Below are 19,269 nucleotides of genomic sequence, written 5' to 3'. Positions count from 1 at the left end.
CCGCACGCCCGGCGGTCGCAGCATCCGTCTCCCGCACTTCACAGAAGACCAACGCAACCTCGCCTGACGAAGGAGTCCGAATGACCGAGCTGACCCGTGACGTCGTCATCGTCGGCGCCGGCGCCGCCGGCACGACCGCTGCCAACGAACTGAAGAAGGCGGGCCTCTCGGTCGTCGTGCTCGAGGCGCGCGATCGCGTGGGCGGGCGCCTGTGGACGGACGTCGTCGACGGCGCGATGCTCGAGATCGGTGGCCAGTGGGTCTCGCCCGACCAGGACGCGCTCAAGGAGACCCTCGCCGAGCTGGGGCTCGAGACCTACAGCCGCTACCGCGAGGGCGACTCGGTCTACATCGGCAAGGACGGCGAGCTCACCCGCTTCACGGGCGAGATCTTCCCCGTCGCGCCCGAGACCGAGAAGGAGATCGTCCGCCTCATCGAGGTGCTCGACGGGCTCGTCGCGCAGATCGACCCCGACAGGCCTTGGGAGCACCCCGACGCCGAGGAGCTCGACCGCGTCTCGTTCGAGGCGTGGCTCGAGGCGCAGACCGACGACCAGGAGGCGCGCGACAACATCGCCCTCTTCATCGCCGGCGCGATGCTCACGAAGCCCGCATACGCGTTCTCGGCGCTCCAGGCCCTCCTCATGGCGGCCAGCGCCGGCAGCTTCTCGCACCTCGTCGACGCGGACTTCATCCTCGACGAGCGCGTGGTCGGGGGGCTGCAGCAGGTGCCGCTCCTCCTCGCCGAGCGCCTGGGCGACGACGTCATCCTGGGTCAACCGGTGACCGAGGTGCACCGGTCGGAGGACGGCGTGCGCGTCGTCACCGACAACGGCCTCGAGGTGCGCGCACGGTTCGTCATCCTCGCGCACGCGCCGATCCTCTACCCCTGGATCGAGTTCGCGCCGCCGCTGCCGCGCCTGAAGCAGCAGATGCACCAGCACATCTCGATGGGCTTCGTCATCAAGGTGCACGCGGTCTACGATCGCCCGTTCTGGCGCGAGCAGGGCCTGTCGGGCACCGCCTTCAGCCCGTACGAGATCTCGCACGAGGCGTACGACAACACCAATCACGGCGACGAGCGCGGCACCCTGGTGGGCTTCGTGTCGGACCGCAACGCCGACGACCTGTTCCGCGTCTCCGCCGAGGAGCGCAAGGAGCGCATCCTCGAGTCGCTGTCGCACTACTACGGCCCGGAGGCCAAGACGCCGCTCGTGTACTTCGAGAGCGACTGGGGCGCTGAGGAGTGGACCCGAGGCGCCTACGCCGCGAGCTTCGACCTCGGCGGCCTCGCCCGCTACGGCGCGGACCTGCGCACCCCCGTCGGGCCGATCCACTTCGCGTGCAGCGATATGGCCGGCGCCGGCTACCAGCACGTCGACGGCGCGATCCGCATGGGCCGCCTCGTCGCCGCGAACATCGTCGAGGCGGCACGGCGGTGAGCGACCGCATCGTCGTCGGCTACACCGCGACGGACGCCGGAGCCGATGCCGTCGCGCTGGGCGCACGCCTGGCCGCGGCGATGGACGCGCCGCTCGACCTCGTGCTGGTGCTCCCGGCCGAGGACCGCAGCGTCATCACCCCGCCCGATGCCGGCTATGACCGCTACCTCGTGACGCAGGCCGAGGCCTGGCTCGCCGAGGCGGCGGCGTCGATCCCGGATGCTGTGACCCACGCGTCGCACGTGCGGTTCGGCGATTCCTTCGCCGAGGGCCTGATCGCCGCCGCGCACGAGCTCGCCGCGTCGCACATCGTCGTCGGAGCCGCCAACGGCGGACTTCGCGGACGTCACCGCCTCGGCACGGTCGCGAACGAGCTGCTGCACTCGTCGGACGTGCCTGTCGTGCTCGCCCCTGAGGGGTCGCGGCGCCTCGAGGCGACCACGGTCACGCGCGTCACGGCCGCCATCGGCACCCGTCCGGGCGCGAGCGCGCTGCTCGACGAGAGCGTGGCCCTCGCCACCGCGACCGGTGCCGAACTGCGGCTGCTGTCGCTGGTCTCCGTCGACCTTCCTGCCGGGGTCGACACCGGCGTCATCCGCATCGCCGGCGCCGCCCACGCCGACGACGTGCTCGGCAAGGCCCTCGAGGCGCTGCCCGAGGGCGTCGAGGCCGACGTCGTCGTCGCGCGCGGCGACAGCATCGAAGACGCCGTCGCCCATCTCGGCTGGGAGCCCGGCGAACTCGCGGTGGTCGGCTCGAGCCGGCTTGCCCGGCGCCGGCGCCTGTTCCTCGGCTCGACGGCGGCGAAGATGCTGCACGAGCTTCCCGTACCCATGGTCGTGGTGCCCCGCACCCGAGGCAAGAAAGGCGCACGATGATGAGCGCTTCCCAGAGCCGCGGCACCCAGCCGCTGGCACCGACGTCCGGTGCGCACGCCGGTGAGCTGTCGAAGAAGGGCCTGAGCGCGGGAGCGGTCGGCGTCCTCGGCGCCGTCGTCATCGGCGTCTCGACGATCGCCCCGGCCTACACGCTGACCGCGTCGCTCGGCCCGACCGTCTCTGTCGTGGGCACGCAGGTGCCGGCGATCATTCTCGTCGGCTTCATCCCGATGCTCCTGACCGCGTTCGGCTATCGCGAGCTCAACCGCGCGATGCCCGACTCCGGCACCTCGTTCACGTGGGGCGTGCGGGCCTTCGGCCCCTGGATCGGCTGGATGACCGGCTGGGGCCTCGTGGCCGCCACCGTCATCGTGCTGTCGAACCTCGCGGGCATCGCCGTGGAGTTCCTGTTCCTGCTGATCTCGCAGCTGAGCGGCAACCCCGACATCGCCGAGCTCGCCTTCAACCCGTTCATCAACGTCGTGGTGTGCCTGCTGTTCATGCTGGGCGCGACGCTCATCTCGTACCGCGACATGCAGACCACGCAGAAGTTCCAGTACATCCTGGTGACCTTCCAGGTCGCGGTGCTGCTGCTCTTCGCCGTCGTGGCGATCGTCAAGGCGGTGTCGGGCGACGCCCCCGATCCCACCGCTTTCTCGTGGTCGTGGTTCAACCCGTTCGAGGTGCCGACGTTCAGCGCGTTCGCCGCCGGCCTGTCGCTGTCGATCTTCATCTTCTGGGGCTGGGACGTCGTCCTCACCATGAACGAGGAGACGAAGAACCCCGCGAAGACCCCGGGCCGCGCCGCGATGCTCACGGTCGTGATCGTCGTGACGCTGTACCTCCTGCTGTCGATCGGCCTGATCATGTTCGCGGGGGTCGGCGACGGCCCGCTGGGACTCGCCAACGAGGACATCTCGGCGAACGTCTTCTTCGCGCTGTCCGACCCGATCCTCGGCCCGCTCGCGTTCCTCGTGTCGCTCGCGGTGCTGTCGAGCTCGGCCGCCTCGCTGCAGTCGACCGCGGTCGGCCCGGCCCGCACCCTCCTGGCGATGGGGCACTACGGCGCCCTGCCGCCGAAGTTCGCCCGCGTCAGCCCGCGGTTCTTCACCCCCGGATACGCCACCGTGGTGTCGGCGGTCGTCGCGTCGGTGTTCTATGCCGTCATGCGCGTGATCAGCGAGAACGTCCTCACCGATACGATCCTGTCGCTCGGCATGATGATCTGCTTCTACTACGGCCTGACCGCGTTCGCGTGCGTCTGGTACTTCCGCAAGCAGTGGTTCGACTCGGTGCGCAGCTTCTTCTTCACGTTCCTGTTCCCGCTCGTCGGCGGCGCGATCCTCGCGGTGCTGTTCGTCACGACGCTCATCGACTCGATGGACCCGGCGTACGGCAGCGGTTCCAGCATCGGCGGCGTCGGCCTCGTCTTCGTGCTGGGCGTGACCGTGATCCTCGCGGGCGTCGTGATCATGATCTGGCAGGCGATCAAGCGTCCGGCGTTCTTCCGCGGTGAGACACTCAGTATCGACGCTCCCGAAAGCCTTCGACGCGCCCGCCGCTGACAGGCAGACTGACGACCCAAACCCATCCGATCGGAGAGTAAGCATGACCGACTACGCCGTCGTGAACCCGGCCACGGGAGAGACCCTGGCCACGTATCCGACCATCACCGACGAGGCTCTCGAGACCGCGATCGCGGGAGCGGATGCTGCGTACCGCACGTGGCGCGACACGCCCGTCGCCGAGCGCGCCGCGCGCATCCGCAAGGTCGCGGAGCTGCACCGCGAGCGTCGCGACGACCTCGCCGCGATCATCGTGCGCGAGATGGGCAAGCCGCTGGAGGCCGCGCTCGGCGAGGTCGACTTCGCCGCCGACATCACGGAGTACTACGCCGACCACGCGGAGAAGATCACCGGAGACCAGCCGATCGACATCGACGGTGACGGCACCGCGGTCATCCGCCGCTCGCCGCTCGGCGTGCTGCTGGGCATCATGCCGTGGAATTTCCCGTACTACCAGGTCGCCCGTTTCGCGGCGCCCAACATCGTGGTGGGCAACACCATCCTCCTGAAGCACGCGCCGCAGTGCCCCGAGTCGGCCGCCGCCATCGCGGCGATCTACGCCGACGCCGGGCTCGAGGGCGTCTACACGAACATCTATGCGACGAACGACCAGGCGGCGACCGTCATCGCCGACCGCCGCGTGCAGGGCGTGTCGGTGACGGGCTCGGAGCGCGCGGGCGCGGCGGTCGCCGAGATCGCGGGCCGCAACCTCAAGAAGGTCGCGCTCGAACTCGGCGGCTCCGACCCGTTCATCCTGCTCTCGACCGACGACCTCGACGGAGCGGTCGAGGCCGCGGTCGCCGCGCGCCTCGACAACACCGGGCAGTCGTGCAACGCGGCCAAGCGCTTCATCGTGGTCGACGGCCTGTACGACGCGTTCCTCGAGAAGTTCACGGCCGCGATGTCGGGCGCGAAGGTCGGCGACCCGAACGCCTCCGACACCGTCCTCGGCCCCCTGTCGTCGCTGACGGCGGCGGAGCGCCTGGCAGAGCAGGTCGACAAGGCCGTCGCGCAGGGCGCGACGCTGGTCGCCGGCGGAAAGCGCGACGGCGCGTTCTATCCGGGCACCGTGCTCACCGACGTCACGAGCGACATGGACGCGTACCGCGAGGAGTTCTTCGGCCCCGTCGGCGTCGTCTACAAGGTCGCCGACGAGGACGCCGCGGTCGCCCTCGCCAACGACACCAGCTACGGCCTCGGCTCGTACGTCTTCACGACCGACGAGGAGCAGGCCCAGCGCGTCGCCGACAAGATCGACGCCGGCATGGTCTACGTCAACGTCGTCCTCGCCGACGAGCCCGGCCTCCCCTTCGGCGGCGTGAAGCGCTCCGGCACCTCGCGCGAGATGGGCCTGCTCGCCGCCGACGAGTTCGTCAACAAGAAGCTGATCCGCGTCGGCGCCTGACGACGGCGCCGGGTGAGGCGCGTTTCGACTCGCAAGCTCGCTCAACGACCGGAACCTCGGTCGTTGAGCGAGCGAAGCGAGTCGAAACGCCTAGAGCGCGGCACGGGCCTCGGCGAGGGCTTCGTCGGCCCACTGGACCTGCTGTGGCGTGCCCCAGCGGGTCGCAGCATCCCGTGCCGCTTCGAACCGTCCGATCGCCTCTGCGACGCGCCCGGCGTCGAAGAGGCGCCAGCCGGTGTTGTTGTGCAGCGACACGTTCCAACGGAGCGTGCGCGGATCCGAGACGCCGTCGAGCGCCCCGAACGCGGCGGACGTCCATTCCTCCGCCTGATCGGGCTCCGCGATCGCGAGCATGTGCAGCGCGTCGACCTGCAGAAACGTCAATCCGTCGCCGGATGCTGCGTCCGCCGCCGCGAGGAAGTACGGCACCGCCGCCTCGGCGTCGCCGGCCGAGTTGCGCACGCGACCGCGCTCCAGGGCGGCGCGCGCGGCGACGGCGGAGTCCTCGATCGAGACCGCGTCGAGGACCGCGTCGGCCTCGTCGAACCGCTCCTGCAGCCCCAGGGCCCGCGCGACCTGAGTCTCGAGCTCGGCGCGGGTCGCAGCATCCGTCTCGTTCTCCGCCGCCGCGCGCAACCGCAGCTCGGAGCCGGCCGGGTCGGAGAAGTCCCACAGGTCATCGAGCCGGGTCTGCGCGAGGGTCATGCCGGAATGGTAAGCCGACATCCGGGGTGTCGCTGGCGGGGCGTGAGCGCGAGGATGGAGACATGGCAGACACACCGGACCCCGTCGTCTCGCTCTCCGATGCAGAGTGCTGGGAGCGCCTGCGCACGCAGGAGCTCGGCCGCCTCGTCACGCATGTCGGCGACGTGCTCGACATCTTCCCCGTGAACTACGTCGTCGATGGCGAGAGCGTGCTCTTCCGCACGGCCCAGGGGAGCAAGCTGTTCGAGCTGACCGTCAACGACGAGGTGCTCTTCGAGGTCGACGACCACACCGAGACAGACGCGTGGAGCGTGATCGTGCGGGGCCGCGCGCACCCCCTCGACCGCTCCGCCGAGGTCGAGCGGGCGGACGGCCTCGGGCTCAAGCCCTGGATCCCGACGCTCAAGTACACGTACGTGCGCGTCGAGGCGACGTCGCTGTCGGGCCGCGCCTTCCAGCGCGGACCCGAGCCAGACCGGTACGGCGTGCAGCAGTACTGATTGATCCCATGTCCGGACGCGTGCGGGGGCTCCTCGGTTCGCCGGGTCCCCGGGCATGCCGTACACTGGATCGTGCAGTCGAAATCTGCATTCTTTCGCCGTGCCCGGTGCTCGGGTGCGGATCCTCAAGCCGCGGTGAGAGGGGAAGAGTGCGGGTTTCACGAGACCTCCGGGTCTCTAGGGCGGTAGCTCAATTGGCAGAGCAGCGGTCTCCAAAACCGCAGGTTGCAGGTTCGATTCCTGTCCGCCCTGCGCGTCAGCGCAACACCGGTCACATACTGGTGGTTGACAACACAGTGTGCCGACCCGTGTCGGCCCACGGAAGGTAATCAGGTGGCATCGATGGTTCAGGACGAGCCGAAGGGTGAAGTCGTCTCCGCTGAGGGAACGACGGCGCCTCGCGAGAAGAAGCCCAACGTCTTCGCTCGTATCGCCCTGTTCGTGCGCCAGGTCTTCGCCGAGCTCCGCAAGGTCGTCACGCCGACGCGCCAGGAGCTGCTGAAGTACACGGCTGTGGTGCTGGGCTTCGTCGTCGTGATGATGGCGCTCGTCTACGGCCTCGACGTGCTGTTCGTGTGGATCACGTCGTACGTCTTCGGGGTCCCCGGCGCCTGATCCCGAGCGCTCCCGGCTTGCAGCGGGAGCATGACACGGGCGGACCGGAAGGTCCGGCAGCGGACGGAACGGAAGAGAACTCACGTGACTGAAAGATATGTCGACGACGCCGATTGGGCGACGGCCGCCGAGCAGTCGTCGGAGGACGACGAAGCTCAGGAGGGCAACGTCCTCGCGGCGGAGGAGCGGTCGGTCGAGGCCGCCGAGCACGTCGCCATCCACATCGTCGACGACTCCGATGAGGACGACGCCGACCTGGACGACATCGACATCGACGACCCGGAGGCCGACGCCATCGTGAACGACGCTCTGAACCTCGACGAGACGGCCGAGACCGAGGCCGCAGCCGAGGTCATCAACGACTCCATCGCGGAGGAGGTCGCCGAGCGCGAGGCCGAAGCCGCCGACGAGGTGACCCCGTACGACGGTCCCGACGTGAACGGCGACGAGGACGAGCCCGAGCTCGACGAGGACTTCGTCGCTGACGTGGACGCCGCAGCCGCCATCGTCGACGACGTGGAGGCCTCCGTCTCTCCGGCGGACGCCGCCGAGGCTCCCGAGATCGACGACGAGGACGAGGACCCCTACGAGGCGTTCCGTGCCGACCTCCGCACCCTCCCGGGCAAGTGGTACGTCATCCACTCCTACGCCGGCTTCGAGCGCAAGGTGAAGGCCAACATCGAGCAGCGCAAGTCGACGCTCGAGGTCGAGGAGGAGATCTACCAGATCGAGGTCCCGATGGAGGACGTCGTCGAGATCAAGAACGGTCAGCGCAAGATGGTCACGCGCGTCCGGATCCCCGGCTACGTGCTCGTGCGCATGGAGCTCAACGAAGACACGTGGTCGGTCGTGCGTCACACCCCCGGCGTCACCGGCTTCGTCGGCAACGCCCACAACCCGACGCCGCTGCGCTTCGAAGAGGCCTTCAACATGCTGAAGAGCCTTGTCGAGGTCAAGGAGGTCGCGGGCGCCAAGGGTGGTGCGGCCAAGAAGGGCGCGGCCGCTGCGGCGCGCGTCATCCCCGCTGAGGTCGACTTCGAGGTCGGCGAGACCATCACGATCAAGGAAGGCTCGTTCGCGGGCCTGCCCGGCACGATCAGCGAGATCAAGCCCGAGAGCGGCAAGCTCACGGTCCTCGTCTCGCTCTTCGAGCGCGAGACCCCGGTCGAGCTGTCGTTCGACCAGGTCACCAAGCTCTGATCTGCCCTCTGGTAGACTCTGCAGGTTTGCGCGCGCCCTGAGCGCGCGCGATCGACACCGCGTTCCGGATCCGCCGGATTCGCGGGAGAACAGGGTGAAGGATCCCTTTACCGCTTGTAAAGAAATCTGAATCCGTTCGTTGAAAGGAAGAAGAATGGCACCGAAGAAGAAGGTGACCGGCCTGATCAAGCTTCAGATCAACGCCGGTGCCGCCAACCCGGCGCCGCCGATCGGCCCCGCGCTCGGTCAGCATGGCGTCAACATCATGGAGTTCTGCAAGGCGTACAACGCCGCGACCGAGTCGCAGCGCGGCAACGTCATCCCCGTGGAGATCACCGTCTACGAGGACCGCAGCTTCACGTTCATCCTGAAGACCCCGCCGGCCGCTGAGCTCATCAAGAAGGCTGCCGGTGTGCAGAAGGGCTCGAAGACGCCGCACACGGCCAAGGTGGGCAAGCTCACCAAGGACCAGGTCCGTCAGATCGCCGAGCAGAAGCAGCCCGACCTGAACGCGAACGACATCGAGGCCGCCTCGAAGATCATCGCCGGCACCGCCCGTTCCATGGGCATCACGGTCGAGGACTGAGGGGGATAGGAAACATGGCTACCAAGTCCAAGGCCTTCCAGGCCGCTGCCGCCAAGATCGAGGCGGACAAGTTCTACACCCCGTCCGAGGCTGTCGCGCTCGCGAAGCAGACCGGTTCGGCGAAGTTCGACTCGACCGTCGAGGTCGCGCTCAAGCTCTCGGTCGACCCCCGCAAGGCCGACCAGATGGTGCGCGGCACCGTCATCCTCCCGCACGGCACCGGCAAGACCGCCCGCGTCATCGTGTTCGCGACGGGTCCGGCCGCTGAGGCCGCGATCGCCGCGGGTGCGGACGAGGTCGGCGGCGCTGAGCTCATCGAGAAGGTCGCCGGCGGCTGGACCGCGTTCGACGCGGCCGTCTCGACGCCCGAGCTCATGGGCCAGGTCGGTCGCCTGGGTAAGGTGCTCGGCCCCCGCGGCCTCATGCCCAACCCGAAGACCGGCACCGTGACCCCCAACCCGGCCAAGGCCGTCGAGGAGATCAAGGGCGGAAAGATCGAGTTCCGTGTCGACAAGCACGCCAACGTGCACTTCGTCGTCGGCAAGGCCTCGTTCTCGGCCGAGCAGCTGGATGAGAACCTGAAGGCCGCGCTCGAGGAGATCGTGCGCCTGAAGCCGTCGAGCTCGAAGGGTCGCTACATCCAGAAGGGCGCCGTCTCGACCACGTTCGGCCCCGGCATCCCGCTGGACGTCAACGCGATCGTCTGAGTCGTTTCGCACGAAGGCCCCCGCCGGTTCGCCGGTCGGGGGCCTTCGTCGTTCCCGGCATGATGTCGGCTGCTCACCTGTCACGTTCTGTTGCGGATGGCGGCACTTCGTGACTGGGGAGCAGAGTGCCGGGTGCTGTGACGTCCCGGGCGCGGTCGCGACGGCGGGAGTAGCGTCTGAGGCATGTCGAAGACGCTCCAGGACCTGTTCGGAATCGACGCGCCGATCGTGCTCGGCCCCTTCGGCGGGCTGTCGTCGATCGAGCTGACGGCAGCGGTGAGCGAGCTCGGCGGGCTCGGCTCGTACGGCCTCTACGGCTATTCCGCCGACCGCATCAGCGACACGATCGCCGCATTGCACTCCGCAACGCGGCGCCCGTTCGCGGTCAACCTGTGGCTGCCGACCGGTGACGAGGTCACCCCGGGCGAGGTCGACCTCAAGCCGGCGATCGAAGCCGTTGCACCGCTCTACGACGAGCTGGGGCTGTCGCACCCGACGCCTCCGATCGAGTTCCTGCCCGATCTCGACGCGCAGTTGACGGCGGTGATGGATGCTGCGCCCGCGGCGCTGAGCGTGGTCTTCGGCGTGCCGTCGGAGCACGTGGTCGCGGCGGCGCGCAGCCGCGGCATCCGTGTCATCGGCACGGCCACCACCGTCGCGGAGGCGGTCGCCCTCGAGGCGGCCGGGGTGGACGCGGTCGTCGCGACCGGCGCCGAGGCGGGCGGCCATCGGGTGTCGTTCCTCAGATCTGCGGAGCAGTCGCTGGTCGGCACCTTCGCCCTCGTCCCGCAGGTGGTGGACGCCGTCGACGTCCCGGTGATCGCTGCCGGCGGCATCGCCGACCGTCGCGGCGTCGCGGCCGCGTTCGCGCTGGGCGCTTCGGGCGTGCAGGTGGGCTCGGCGTTCCTCCGCACGCGCCAGTCTGCCGCCACGGAGGCGCACCGTCAGGCGCTGGCCGACGCCGCCGACACCGCGACCGTGCTCACCCGCGCCATGAGCGGGCGCCTGGCACGCGGCCTCCCGAACCGCGCCATGCGTGAGATCGAGACGACCGGGATCATCGCGCCGTTCCCGGCGCAGAACTGGCTCACCGGGCAGTTCCGCGCAGAGGCCGGGCGCCGCGGCGACGGCGAGCTCGTGTCGCTGTGGGCCGGTCAGGCCGCCGGGCTCGCGCCCAGCGACGACGCGGCCGAGGTGTTCGGGGAGCTGGTGGCGGGGCTGCCCGCCTGAGAGGTCCCGGCAACAAAGCGCAACGACGGCCCCCGACCGCCGAGACCATGTTGTACTGGAAAGTCCGCCGCACACGGCGGATCGCACACAGCACGCCGCACCACCCGGGAATCCTCATATGTCACGCCGCATCACCGCACTCGCTCTCACCGCCGCCGCAGCCCTCGCCCTCACCGCGTGCAGCAGCGGCTCCGCCGGAACCGCCGCCACCGCCGAGGGCGACGACTACGGCCTGGGGACGGCCGGCACGCTGACGGTCGCGACCGAGGGCACCTACCGCCCGTTCTCATACCACGACGAGTCCGGCGAGCTCGTCGGTTTCGACGTCGAGATCGCGGAGGCGGTCGCCGAGAAGCTCGGCCTCGAGGTCGAGTTCCAGGAGACGCAGTGGGACGCGATCTTCGCGGGCCTCGACGCGGGCCGCTTCGACGTCATCGCCAACCAGGTGTCGATCAACCCGGAGCGCGAGGAGAAGTACCTCTTCAGCGAGCCGTATACCGTCTCACCGGGTGTGATCGTCGTGCCCGAGGACGACGACTCGATCACGAGCTTCGACGACCTCGCCGGCAAGACCACGGCGCAGTCGCTCACGAGCAACTGGTACGAACTCGCCCAGGAGAGCGGCGCCACCGTGGAGGCCGTCGAGGGCTGGGCCCAGGCGGTCGCCCTCCTGGAGCAGGGCCGGGTCGATGCCACGATCAACGACAGCCTGACCTACCTCGACTATGAGAAGACTGAGGGCCCGACGGGCCTCAAGATCGCGGCCGAGACCGATGAGCCGAGCCTCAGCGCCTTCACGTTCACGAAGGACAAGGACGCGCTGGCCGAGGCGATCGACGGTGCCCTCGCGGAGCTCCGCGAAGAGGGAGTGCTCGCCGAGATCAGCGAGAAGTACTTCGGCGCCGACGTCACCCAGTAGTAGCCCTCGAGCCGCCGCTCGTCCTACCGTGGGCGGGCGGCGGCGTCGTCTGCCGCAAAGGGAGGACCCGCATGGACGGCACCACCTGGGCGCTGCTGGTGGACTCGTTCTGGCCGCTGCTGCTCGCCGCGATCACCGGAACGATTCCGCTCGCCCTCTCTTCGTTCGCTCTCGGGCTCGTGATCGCGATCGCCGTGGCGCTCCTGCGCCTGTCGGGCAATCCCGTGCTGTCGGGCATCGCCCGGTTCTACGTCTCGGTGATCCGAGGCACGCCGCTGCTGGTGCAGCTGTTCGTCATCTTCTACGGGCTGCCTTCGGTGGGCATCGTGATCGACCCCTGGCCGGCCGCGATCATCGCGTTCTCGCTCAACGTCGGCGGATACGCGGCCGAGATCGTGCGCGCCGCGATCCTGTCGGTGCCGAAGGGCCAGTGGGAGGCCGCGCACACCGTCGGGTACTCTCAGACGCAGACCCTGGCCCGGATCGTGCTGCCTCAGGCGGCACGGGTGTCGGTGCCGCCGCTGTCGAACACGTTCATCTCGCTCGTCAAGGACACGTCGCTGGCGTCGACCATCCTCGTGACCGAGATGTTCCGCAAGGCACAGCAGATCGCCGCGTTCTCGTTCGAGGTCCTCGCGATCTACCTCGAGGCCGCCCTCATCTACTGGCTGATCTGCCTCGTGCTCTCCACCGGGCAGAGCGCGATCGAGAGGAGGCTGGACCGCTATGTCGCCCATTGATCCGACCGACGACGCGCTCGCCCCGCCGGCTCCCGCCGACGATCGCCCGCTCCTCGAGGTGTCGGGCCTCACCAAGACCTTCGGGACCAACCGCGTGCTCGACGGCGTCGACTTCGAGGTGCGGCGCGGCGAGGTGGTCGCCCTCATCGGCCCGAGCGGCTCGGGCAAGACCACGGTGCTCCGCTCGCTCAACGGCCTCGAGACGCCCGAGGCGGGGACGGTCGCCTTCGCCGACGGCCCCCGGGTCGACTTCGCGGCACCGGTCTCCAAGGCGGACAAGATCGCGCTGCGCGACCGCTCCGCGATGGTGTTCCAGCACCACAACCTCTTCCCGCACCGCACCGTGCTGCAGAACGTCACGGAAGGGCCGATCCACGCGCACCGCGTCCCGAAGGCCGAGGCGATCGCGCGCGCCGAGGCGCTCCTCGAGCGGGTGGGGCTGGGCGAGAAGCGCGACGCGTATCCGTTCGAGCTCTCGGGCGGACAGCAGCAGCGGGTGGGGATCGTGCGAGCCCTCGCCCTGCAGCCGGCACTGCTGCTGTTCGACGAGCCGACGAGCGCCCTGGATTCCGAGCTCGTCGGCGAGGTGCTCCTCGTGCTCAAGGAGCTCGCCGAGGAAGGGTGGACGATGGTCATCGTCACGCACGAGCTCGCCTTCGCGCGAGAGGTCGCCGACGAGGTGCTCTTCTTCGACAGCGGCTCCGTCCTCGAGAGAGGTGCGCCGAAGGAGCTGTTCAGCCGACCTCAGCACGAGCGCACCCGCCGCTTCATCGACAGGATCCTGCGACCGTTCGACGGATGACGCGGCTCAGCCGGTGGGGCGCACCTCGAAGCCGCGCTCACCGGTGGTGGCAGCATCCGTCACCGTCGCCTGCTCGACGCGGGAACCGGGTGGGCCTTCGGCCATCCACGCGAGCACCTCGTCGACCTGACCCGGCGTGCCTTCGACCTCGGCCTCGACCGAGCCGTCGCGGCGGTTGCGCACCCAGCCGGCCGCCCCGGCCTCGCGCGCGACGATGCGCATCGTATAGCGGTAGCCGACGCCCTGGACGTCGCCGCGGACCGTCACGTGCACGCGTCTCATGCCGCCCATCTTGCCGCCGCGCGCGGCTTGCCGCGACCGGGCGTCGTCGGCCAGGATGCCGACATGGGAACCGTCGACGAACTCCTGGCAGGACTCGACCCGGCCGACCGCCCGTCGGTCGAGCGGATCTACGCGCTCGCCCGGGAAGAGGCGCCCGACGCGGAGCAGGGGCTCGGATACGGGATGCCGGCACTCGTGTATCGCGGCAAGCCGCTGGTGTCGGTCATGCGGGCGAAGAAGCACATCGGGGTGTATCCGTTCAGTCCTGAGGCTGTGTCGGCCGTCGCGGACGCGCTCGCCGGGCACCCCGGCATCGGTCTCGACAAGGGGACGATCCGCTATCAACCCGAGCATCCTCTGCCGGACGACGTCGTTCGTGCGCTCGTGCTCGCCCGCAAGGAGCAGATCGACGGCTGACGGCCGCTGATGCGCTCAGTGGGGGAGCACCAGCGAGACGCCGAGGACGATCATCACGACCGCGATCACCGCGTCGAGGATGCGCCACGCGCGCGGCGTCGACAGCCAGCGGCCGAGCAGACGTGCGCCGAACGCGAGGCCGAAGAACCAGATGAGGCTCGCGGCCATGGCGCCGGCCGCGAAGAGCCAGCGCTGGTCGCCGTGCGTGTTCGCGACGGTGCCGAGGAGGAAGACGGTGTCGAGATACACGTGGGGGTTGAGCCACGTGAGCGCGAGGCAGGTCAGCAGCACCGGGATGAGACGGGCGCGTGCGGTGGGCGCGGTGGCGGTGCGGATGTCGCTGCGCACGGCGGACGCGGAGGCGTCGGGCTCGAGCGCGTCGCCGGTGTGCGTGTGCGCGGGCGGTGCTGCGCGGTGCGTTTCACCGGCGGCGGGGTGGGCGGCGTCGCCCCCGCCGAGTGCTTCGCCCGAGGGGCGCCAGGCGCGACGGGCCGCCAGCACCGCGTACGCCACCAGAAAGAGCGCCCCCGCCCAGCGCACCACGTCGACGAGCCACGGCACGGCCTGCAGCACGACCCCGATGCCCGAGACCCCGAGCGCGATGAGTGCGGCGTCCGAGATCGCGCAGATCGCGGCGACGGCGAGGACGTGCTCGCGCCGCAGGCCCTGGCGGAGCACGAAAAGGTTCTGAGCGCCGATGGCGATGATGAGGGAGAAGCCGAGGCCGAGGCCGGCGAGGACGGGGGAGAGCACCCTTCGACGCTACGAGCGGCAGCATCCGTAGTCCAGCTCATGGATCTTCAGTACCATTAGCAGAACTGAAGATGCGTATTCCGTTCGAGCTGGCAGAGACCCTGGCCGTCGTCGTCGACGAGGGCACGCTCGACGCGGCCGCCCGCCGGCTGCACGTCACGCCGTCGGCGGTCAGCCAGCGCATCAAGGCGCTCGAGGAGCAGCTCGGGCGGCTGGTGCTCGTGCGCTCCAAGCCCGTGCGGCCCACGGAGGCGGGGATGTCGGTGATCCGGCTCGCGCGCCAGACGGCGCTGCTCGAGCACGACGCCCTCGCCGAGCTCGGCGCCGGTGACGACGAGGCCGCACTCACGGTCGTGCCGCTCGCCGTCAACGCCGACTCGCTGGCCACGTGGTTCCTCGAGCCTCTCGCGCGGCTCGCGGAGCAGCATCCCGTCGTCTTCGACCTGCACCGTGACGACCAGGACTTCACCGCGGGGCTGCTCGAGTCGGGGACCGTGATGGGCGCGGTCACCTCGCGCGCGGCGCCGGTGGCCGGATGCCGCTCGTCGGCGCTCGGCGCCATGCGCTATGAGGCGGTGGCGACGCCCGCGTACGCCGCGCGGTGGCTCAGCGGCGACCGGGTGACGGCGCTGGCGAATGCCCCGCTCGTGGACTTCGACCGTCGCGACGACCTTCAGAACGAGTGGCTCGCGCAGCAGGGTATCGATCCCGCGCAGCCGCCGCGGCACTACGTGCCCGCGTCGAACGACTTCGCGTCGGCGGTGCGTCTCGGGCTCGGGTGGGCGATGCTGCCGCGCTTCCAGTCGCACGACGCCCTCGAACGCGGCGAACTGGTGCTGCTGGGCGGTCCGCCGGTGGACGTCGGCCTGCACTGGCAGCAGTGGAACCTGCGCTCGCCGCTGCTCGACGCCATCGCCGACGCGATCGTCGCCGAGGGCCGGCGCGTACTCGCTCCCCGCTGACCCGATTCACGGGTGGGGCACGGCGAACCGGAGCCCGCGCGGGTCAGCCGTCGCTGACGCGGAGCACGACCTTGCCGCGTGTGTGCCCGGTCTCGATCGCGCGGTGCGCGGCGGCTGCCTCGGCGAGGTCGAACACCTGCTCGATGTAGACCTGCACGGAGCCGGACTCGAGCAGGCGGCCGATGGTCGCCAGCGCGCCGCCGTCGGGGATCACCTTGTACGAGGTGGTGCGCACGCCCGCCTCGGCCGCCGCCTCGGCGTAGCCGGGCCAGGAGCCGGTCGGCACGAGCACGTAGAGACCGCCGGGGCGCAGCACCTCGAGCGAGCGCGTGCCGGTGGAGGCGTGGACGTTGCCGACCAGGTCGATGACGACGTCCACCTCGCCGACGACCTCCTCGAACCGCGTGGTCGTGTAGTCGATCACGACGGCGGCCCCGAGCTCGCGCAGCCACGCGGCGTTGCGGCCGGACGCCGTCACGGTGACGTGCGCACCGAAATAGGCCGCGAACTGCACCGCGAAGTGGCCGACCCCGCCGCTGCCCGCGTGGATCAGCACGCGCTGCCCCTCGTGCGCGTGGGCGGTCTCGACGACGAGGCCCCAGGCGGTGAGCGCGGCCAGCGGCACACCCGCGGCCTCGACATGCGACAAGGAGGCGGGCTTGCGGGCGACCGAGAGCGAGGGGGCCACCACGTACTCGGCGTACGAGCCGCCGGTGCGGGGGAACGACGTCATGCCGAACACCTCGGTGCCGGGCGCGAGCGGGTGCGCCTCGTAGGGGCTCTTCACCACGATGCCGCTGAAGTCGTAGCCCAGGGTCGAGGGGTAGGCCGCAATCGCGCCTGAGACGCCTTTTCCACCTCGGGTCTTGGCGTCGATCGGGTTGACGCCCGCGGCGACGACCCGCACCAGCACCTCGCTCAGCACGGGCGAGGGGACGGGGACGGATGCTGCGTGCAGCGCGTCCGCGTCACCGGGGGCGTCCACGACCATCGCCGTCATGTCGGCGGGCGGCGCCTCGACGGGCGCGAGCGGGATCTCGGGTGCCGATCGCAGCGGTCGGATCCTCATCATGCGCTCCTTCCGCGGGCGTGCCGCCTTCGGCACAGAACTGAACCCCCGTTGCGTACAGTCAACCCTGCCTTCGTCTCGCCCGTGTTACGCCGGTGCTACCGGTGTCGCAACACGGCGGGGGAAGCAGCGGACGATCGAGCGGCGCGGCCCTGGAGCGCGATCCGTCCCCGGGCGGCGGTCAGGACGCCGGGCGCTCGCCGAGGGTGAGCGCGTGCAGCAGGCGCGTCAGGTTGAGGATGTCGTCGACCGGCCACTCCTCGAGCGCGTCCACGAGCAGGTTCTCCTGTGGGGCGCGCGCCTCGGCCAGGCGCTCCAGCCCGAACGGTGTGGGGGAGAGCAGGCTCGACCGCCCGTCGTCCGGATCGGGCGTGCGCTGCACGAGGCCGAGCTGCTCGAGTTCGCGCACCGTGCGGCTGATCTGGCCCTTGTCCGACGTGAGCGACTCAGCCAGCGCCGAGAGCGTGATGCCCTCGCGGCGCACGATGGTCGTGAACACCTTGTAGGCGCCCGGCAGCATGCCCGGGCTCACGCGGTTCGCGTTGTCGATGAGGATCCGCCGGATGCGGTTGATCAGCTCCGAGAACTCCGCCTCGAGGGCGCGCACCGCCTCGGTGCGCGCCGCTCGGGTGTCGTCGGAGGTCATCAGCTTCGACATTAGCGTCGGGTGACGGATGCCTCGTCCGCGGCGTCAGCCGGGGACTCAGCGGTGCCCGGCGTCGAGGCCGGGGCCGCAGCATCCGTGTCCCCGACGATGCCGGCGGGCGCGAGCGTCTCCATGCCCTCGGCGACCGAGACCGTGGCGAGGTCGGCCTCGCTCGCCTGGACGCGCTCGCTCGTGGTCATGCGGGTGAGCGGCTTGTTGGGCAGGAAGATGATCGCGATGAGGCTGATCACGGCCAGCGGTACGGCGATCAGGAACGAGTGGGCGATCGCCTGGGCGTAGATGTCCTCGACGATCACGCGGATCGACTCGGGCAGCGCCGAGACCTGCGGGATCGTGCCCGACGCGAGCTGCTGCCCGATGGCGGCGCCCTTCTCGCCGAGTGCCATGAGCGCCGCGCCGATGTCGTCCTTGCGGTCGGTGAACAGGTTCGTCGCGGAGGTCGCGAGCGCCGCGCCCATCACCGAGACGCCGATCGTGCCGCCGAGGCTGCGGAAGAACGTGACTCCCGAGCTCGCGACGCCGATCTCGCTCGGGTTCGCCGTGTTCTGCACGATGAGCACGAGGTTCTGCATGGTCATGCCGACGCCCGCGCCGAGCAGGAACATGTAGAGCGAGACCAGCACGAAGTTCGTGTCGTAGTGGATGGTCGACAGCAGGTACGAGCCGGCGATCAGCAGCACGCCGCCCACGATGAGGTAGGGCTTCCAGTGGCCGTGCTTGGTGACGAGGCCGCCGATCACGATCGACGCCAGGAGCAGGCCGCCGATCATCGGGATCGTCATGAGGCCGGCCTCGGTCGGGGTCGCGCCACGGGCGAGCTGCATGTACTGGCTGAGGAACACCGACGTGCCGAACATCGCGATGCCGATCGAGATCGAGGCGATCACTGCGAGCGTGAAGGTGCGGTTGCGGAACATCGTGAGGGGAACGAGGGGCTCCTTCGACCGCAGCTCGACGATGACGAAGAGCACGGCCGCGAGGAGTGCGCCGCCGACCATGAGGATGGTCTCGGTGCTCCACCAGTCGTAGTCCTTGCCCGCGTTGGTCACCCAGATGAGCAGCAGCGAAACGGCCGTCGAAAGCAGCACGATGCCGAAGTAGTCGATGCGCGCCTTCACCCTGGGGCGCGGCGGCAGGTGCAGCGTGCGCTGCATCATGATGAGTGCGGCGACCGCGAACGGCAGCGCGATGAAGAAGTTCCACCGCCAGTCGATCGTGTCGGTGATGAACCCGCCGAGGAGCGGGCCGCCGACGGTCGCGACCGCCATGACGGCGCCGAAGAGGCCCATGTACCGGCCGCGCTCGCGCGGGCTGATGATGTCGGCCATGATGACCTGGCTGAGCGCGGCGAGCCCGCCGGCGCCGATGCCCTGCACCGCGCGGAACGCGATGAGCGTACCGGGATCCTGCGAGAAGCCGGCGGCTGCGGTGGCGAGCACGAAGATCACGATGGCGATCTGGATGAGCAGCTTGCGGTTGAAGAGGTCGGCGAGCTTGCCCCAGATCGGGGTGGAGATCGCGGTGGTCAGCAGGGTCGCGGTGACGACCCACGTGAACGCCGCCTGGTCGCCGCCGAGGTCGTGGACGATGACGGGGAGCGAGGTCGACACGACGGTCGACGCGAGCATCGACACGAACATGCCGAGCAGCAGTCCCGTGAGCGCCTGCAGCACCTGCCGGTGGCGGCGCTTCTCGTCGGCCGAGGTTGCGACCGACCCGGTCGCAGGGGTGGAGGTGGCCATAGGAGTCCTTAGGAACGAGGCGTGGTGGTGTCGCGGCGACGTCGGCGCGCAAGAAGGTTGACCAGGGTCAACAGTTGATTTAC

The 19,269-nt window shown here is 69.8% G+C and carries 21 protein-coding genes and 1 tRNA gene; 16 read left to right on the top strand and 6 right to left on the bottom strand.

Translation table 11 applies throughout. The features are described from left to right. Positions 1 to 80: 80 nt before the first annotated feature. From ACEYYH_RS16330 to ACEYYH_RS16315, 4 genes are read left to right on the top strand one after another with little or no spacing between them, the layout of a single operon-like run. Complete coding sequence (locus ACEYYH_RS16330) at positions 81 to 1,442, top strand: flavin monoamine oxidase family protein (protein WP_374975366.1); 1,362 nt, start codon at positions 81 to 83, stop codon at positions 1,440 to 1,442. Beyond that, positions 1,439 to 2,320, top strand: a complete 882-nt coding sequence (locus ACEYYH_RS16325; RefSeq protein ID WP_374975365.1) for a universal stress protein — start codon at positions 1,439 to 1,441, stop codon at positions 2,318 to 2,320. Before ACEYYH_RS16330 ends, ACEYYH_RS16325 begins: the two co-directional genes overlap by 4 nt. After that, positions 2,320 to 3,885, top strand: coding sequence for an APC family permease (locus ACEYYH_RS16320; protein ID WP_374975364.1), 1,566 nt, complete (start codon positions 2,320 to 2,322; stop codon positions 3,883 to 3,885). Before ACEYYH_RS16325 ends, ACEYYH_RS16320 begins: the two co-directional genes overlap by 1 nt. Before the next feature lie 43 nt (positions 3,886 to 3,928). Continuing rightward, on the top strand, positions 3,929 to 5,290 hold the full coding sequence (locus tag ACEYYH_RS16315; RefSeq protein WP_374975363.1) for an NAD-dependent succinate-semialdehyde dehydrogenase: 1,362 nt from the start codon (positions 3,929 to 3,931) through the stop codon (positions 5,288 to 5,290). Between the two features lie 90 nt (positions 5,291 to 5,380). On the opposite strand, the gene ACEYYH_RS16310 is transcribed toward ACEYYH_RS16315, so the two are convergent. Beyond that, positions 5,381 to 5,995 (bottom strand): hypothetical protein, encoded by a 615-nt coding sequence (locus ACEYYH_RS16310; protein WP_374975362.1) that lies wholly within the window; start codon positions 5,993 to 5,995, stop codon positions 5,381 to 5,383. Positions 5,996 to 6,057: 62 nt separating this feature from the next. On the opposite strand from ACEYYH_RS16310, the gene ACEYYH_RS16305 reads away from it, so the two are divergent. From ACEYYH_RS16305 to ACEYYH_RS16260, 10 genes are all read left to right on the top strand, one after another. Beyond that, a complete protein-coding gene (locus tag ACEYYH_RS16305; protein ID WP_374975361.1) occupies positions 6,058 to 6,495 on the top strand; it encodes a pyridoxamine 5'-phosphate oxidase family protein in 438 nt (145 codons plus the stop codon). Positions 6,496 to 6,674: 179 nt separating this feature from the next. Further along, a tRNA-Trp gene (locus tag ACEYYH_RS16300) sits at positions 6,675 to 6,747 on the top strand. A 90-nt stretch (positions 6,748 to 6,837) separates the two neighbouring features. Beyond that, the gene (gene secE, locus ACEYYH_RS16295) at positions 6,838 to 7,110 is read left to right on the top strand and encodes a preprotein translocase subunit SecE (protein ID WP_116197035.1); all 273 of its coding nucleotides are present in this window, start codon (positions 6,838 to 6,840) and stop codon (positions 7,108 to 7,110) included. 84 nt (positions 7,111 to 7,194) lie between these two features. After that, entirely contained in the window at positions 7,195 to 8,310 is a 1,116-nt protein-coding gene (gene nusG, locus ACEYYH_RS16290) for a transcription termination/antitermination protein NusG (protein WP_374975360.1), read from the top strand. Between the two features lie 154 nt (positions 8,311 to 8,464). Next, the gene (rplK, locus tag ACEYYH_RS16285) at positions 8,465 to 8,896 is read left to right on the top strand and encodes a 50S ribosomal protein L11 (RefSeq protein WP_116195954.1); all 432 of its coding nucleotides are present in this window, start codon (positions 8,465 to 8,467) and stop codon (positions 8,894 to 8,896) included. 14 nt (positions 8,897 to 8,910) lie between these two features. Next, the gene (gene rplA, locus ACEYYH_RS16280; protein WP_116195955.1) at positions 8,911 to 9,603 is read left to right on the top strand and encodes a 50S ribosomal protein L1; all 693 of its coding nucleotides are present in this window, start codon (positions 8,911 to 8,913) and stop codon (positions 9,601 to 9,603) included. Between the two features lie 183 nt (positions 9,604 to 9,786). Then, positions 9,787 to 10,833 (top strand): NAD(P)H-dependent flavin oxidoreductase, encoded by a 1,047-nt coding sequence (locus ACEYYH_RS16275; RefSeq protein ID WP_374975359.1) that lies wholly within the window; start codon positions 9,787 to 9,789, stop codon positions 10,831 to 10,833. Between the two features lie 118 nt (positions 10,834 to 10,951). Next, a complete protein-coding gene (locus ACEYYH_RS16270) occupies positions 10,952 to 11,752 on the top strand; it encodes an amino acid ABC transporter substrate-binding protein (protein WP_374975358.1) in 801 nt (266 codons plus the stop codon). Between the two features lie 71 nt (positions 11,753 to 11,823). Further along, complete coding sequence (locus ACEYYH_RS16265) at positions 11,824 to 12,492, top strand: amino acid ABC transporter permease (RefSeq protein WP_116195958.1); 669 nt, start codon at positions 11,824 to 11,826, stop codon at positions 12,490 to 12,492. Further along, positions 12,479 to 13,294: an amino acid ABC transporter ATP-binding protein gene (locus ACEYYH_RS16260; protein WP_116195959.1), complete on the top strand. Its 816-nt coding sequence runs from the start codon at positions 12,479 to 12,481 to the stop codon at positions 13,292 to 13,294. The genes ACEYYH_RS16265 and ACEYYH_RS16260 overlap by 14 nt, the downstream gene beginning before the upstream one ends. A gap of 6 nt (positions 13,295 to 13,300) precedes the next feature. On the opposite strand, the gene ACEYYH_RS16255 is transcribed toward ACEYYH_RS16260, so the two are convergent. Next, entirely contained in the window at positions 13,301 to 13,576 is a 276-nt protein-coding gene (locus tag ACEYYH_RS16255) for an acylphosphatase (RefSeq protein ID WP_116197036.1), read from the bottom strand. A 63-nt stretch (positions 13,577 to 13,639) separates the two neighbouring features. Between ACEYYH_RS16255 and ACEYYH_RS16250 the strand changes: the two genes are divergently transcribed. Next, complete coding sequence (locus tag ACEYYH_RS16250) at positions 13,640 to 13,993, top strand: DUF1801 domain-containing protein (protein ID WP_116195960.1); 354 nt, start codon at positions 13,640 to 13,642, stop codon at positions 13,991 to 13,993. Positions 13,994 to 14,008: 15 nt separating this feature from the next. On the opposite strand, the gene lysE is transcribed toward ACEYYH_RS16250, so the two are convergent. Next, complete coding sequence (lysE, locus tag ACEYYH_RS16245; RefSeq protein ID WP_374975357.1) at positions 14,009 to 14,746, bottom strand: L-lysine exporter; 738 nt, start codon at positions 14,744 to 14,746, stop codon at positions 14,009 to 14,011. A 71-nt stretch (positions 14,747 to 14,817) separates the two neighbouring features. On the opposite strand from lysE, the gene ACEYYH_RS16240 reads away from it, so the two are divergent. Continuing rightward, entirely contained in the window at positions 14,818 to 15,708 is an 891-nt protein-coding gene (locus tag ACEYYH_RS16240) for a LysR family transcriptional regulator ArgP (protein ID WP_374975356.1), read from the top strand. A 43-nt stretch (positions 15,709 to 15,751) separates the two neighbouring features. Here ACEYYH_RS16240 and ACEYYH_RS16235 read toward each other — a convergent pair whose 3' ends face one another. The 3 genes from ACEYYH_RS16235 to ACEYYH_RS16225 all read right to left on the bottom strand — a co-directional run bounded on the left by ACEYYH_RS16235 (position 15,752) and on the right by ACEYYH_RS16225 (position 19,186). Continuing rightward, a complete protein-coding gene (locus tag ACEYYH_RS16235; RefSeq protein ID WP_374975355.1) occupies positions 15,752 to 16,777 on the bottom strand; it encodes an NADP-dependent oxidoreductase in 1,026 nt (341 codons plus the stop codon). A 181-nt stretch (positions 16,778 to 16,958) separates the two neighbouring features. After that, complete coding sequence (locus ACEYYH_RS16230; protein WP_116197037.1) at positions 16,959 to 17,423, bottom strand: MarR family transcriptional regulator; 465 nt, start codon at positions 17,421 to 17,423, stop codon at positions 16,959 to 16,961. Between the two features lie 11 nt (positions 17,424 to 17,434). Next, entirely contained in the window at positions 17,435 to 19,186 is a 1,752-nt protein-coding gene (locus ACEYYH_RS16225; protein WP_374975354.1) for an MDR family MFS transporter, read from the bottom strand. Positions 19,187 to 19,269: the final 83 nt, after the last annotated feature.

Origin of the sequence: Microbacterium trichothecenolyticum (genome assembly GCF_041938625.1) — a bacterium.
Classification (GTDB): Bacteria; Actinomycetota; Actinomycetes; order Actinomycetales; family Microbacteriaceae; genus Microbacterium; species Microbacterium trichothecenolyticum_D.
This window is presented reverse-complemented; position numbering and strand designations above follow the sequence as displayed.